This is a genomic window from Moellerella wisconsensis ATCC 35017 (genome assembly GCF_001294465.1).
Taxonomy (GTDB): domain Bacteria; phylum Pseudomonadota; class Gammaproteobacteria; order Enterobacterales; family Enterobacteriaceae; genus Moellerella; species Moellerella wisconsensis.
The window spans coordinates 1-1480 of record NZ_LGAA01000032.1; the positions used below are offsets into that span (position 1 = coordinate 1).

A 1480-nucleotide genomic window follows, 5' to 3' on the forward strand; every position below is an offset into this window, starting at 1 on the left:
GGGCTCGCAAATACTGCCCTAACGATTAATGTTAAACTAAATTAAAAGGAATGACCGATGATAAAACCATCACTGTTTATTTTTGCTGGCATCTTGTTACCTTTTTATGCCGGAGCTACCAGCTTTACCACTAATGTTACCGGGGGAACCGTCACGTCAAATTTAAGCATGACAGTCAAAGCGTCTTGCAGTGCAGCGGTTGAGGATGTGGCGTTTGGTGACCAAGCAGCAGGTGATATTAAACAAGGCACGGTTGCCGACAAAATAATGTCACTGGCGATTGCGTGTGATACTACCATGGCAAATTACACCCTGACATTTACTGCGGCGGATGGGACTAAAGATGCCACCAGCGGTATTATTAATACCAAATTAAATTCTACGGTCGGTTACCAGTTAACTTGGGGGGATTCTACCGTCAAGCCGGTCGATACCGCGGTTACGGTTAATGGCGCCGCTATCACGCCAAGCAATAAACCAACAACCGCCAGTTTTAGTATTCCAATCAAAGTAAAACCGGTTGCAATGGGTGAAATTGTGTCTCCCGGCGCCGCCAATACGGCGTTGAATATTAAACTGACATTCAATTAGTTGAGGGCATTATGCTCAAATCTATTTTGCTTACCAGCCTGTTGATAGTTATCTCAATCAGCAGTAATGGCTCAGAACTCAAGCCGGCTTCCCTTGATGGCGGCACGGTTCAATCGCAATTTAGTATGAATGTCAGAATAGCCACGTGTTTACCGGCCACTGTCGACAATGTCGCGTTTGGGTCGGTAGATACCGCCACGCTTCTATCCGGTGAAATTGAAGGACATTCAACATTGTCATTGGACTGTTCGGGGACTATCAAACCGCAGCGGATTTCCGTGTTATTCGAGCCAGCAACCCCCCATTTAACGATGGGGACATCCGGTTATATCGGGTCCAAAAATTCCACTTTGGGGTATTTAATTTCATGGGAAGACGCTCAAATCGGAACTATCGGTGATGGCGTTCCTATGGGAAAGGAATTGTTTTTGAAAAAAGTGGATGCTTCGCTGATGAAAGTAAAACTTAAAATAAAACCGGTTGTGCTTCCGCTAGGGGGCCAATCGATTAATTTAGGCAGTGGAAATACCCATATCACCATTAAAATAAAATATATCTGATGCGAGCGACGGATGAATAAAAAACTCTCTGTTTATTGTATTGCCATGTGCTTAAGTGCTTATTCTCAATTGATATATTCAGATGAAAGCTTGCCTGATACCGTCCTCACGATATCTCTTGATGTGGTAAATATCACCTGTGATATCAATGATGGACAAGGATTTAATAAAATTATTGATTTTGAGACTATCAACGAAAGCGATTTACTGACAGGTAAGCAACCGGCGGTAAAAGCACAATTTATTGTAGATTGTCAAAAAAGTGGGGTTAAACCTGATTTCATTGATATCAAAATGAGGCCAGGCAGTCAGGGGACTTTAAATAATGG

2 protein-coding genes and 1 pseudogene are annotated in these 1480 nt (G+C 43.0%); all 3 read left to right on the plus strand.

Going from position 1 to position 1480, the window contains the following annotated elements:
• The first annotated feature begins 57 nt into the window (after positions 1-57).
• The gene (locus M992_RS14200) at positions 58-591 is read left to right on the plus strand and encodes a spore coat protein U domain-containing protein (RefSeq protein WP_053909184.1); all 534 of its coding nucleotides are present in this window, start codon (positions 58-60) and stop codon (positions 589-591) included.
• A gap of 125 nt (positions 592-716) precedes the next feature.
• Positions 717-1151, plus strand: a complete 435-nt coding sequence (locus M992_RS14205; protein WP_248842539.1) for a fimbrial protein — start codon at positions 717-719, stop codon at positions 1149-1151.
• Between the two features lie 12 nt (positions 1152-1163).
• Positions 1164-1480 (plus strand): annotated as a pseudogene (locus M992_RS14210) (fimbrial protein); the annotation flags it as partial.

Excerpts from the sequence above, each read along its gene's own strand:
- M992_RS14200 (WP_053909184.1), top strand. The coding sequence starts at position 58 with ATGATAAAACCATCACTGTTTATTTTTGCTGGCATCTTGTTACCTTTT.
- M992_RS14205 (WP_248842539.1), top strand. The coding sequence starts at position 717 with ATGAATGTCAGAATAGCCACGTGTTTACCGGCCACTGTCGACAATGTC.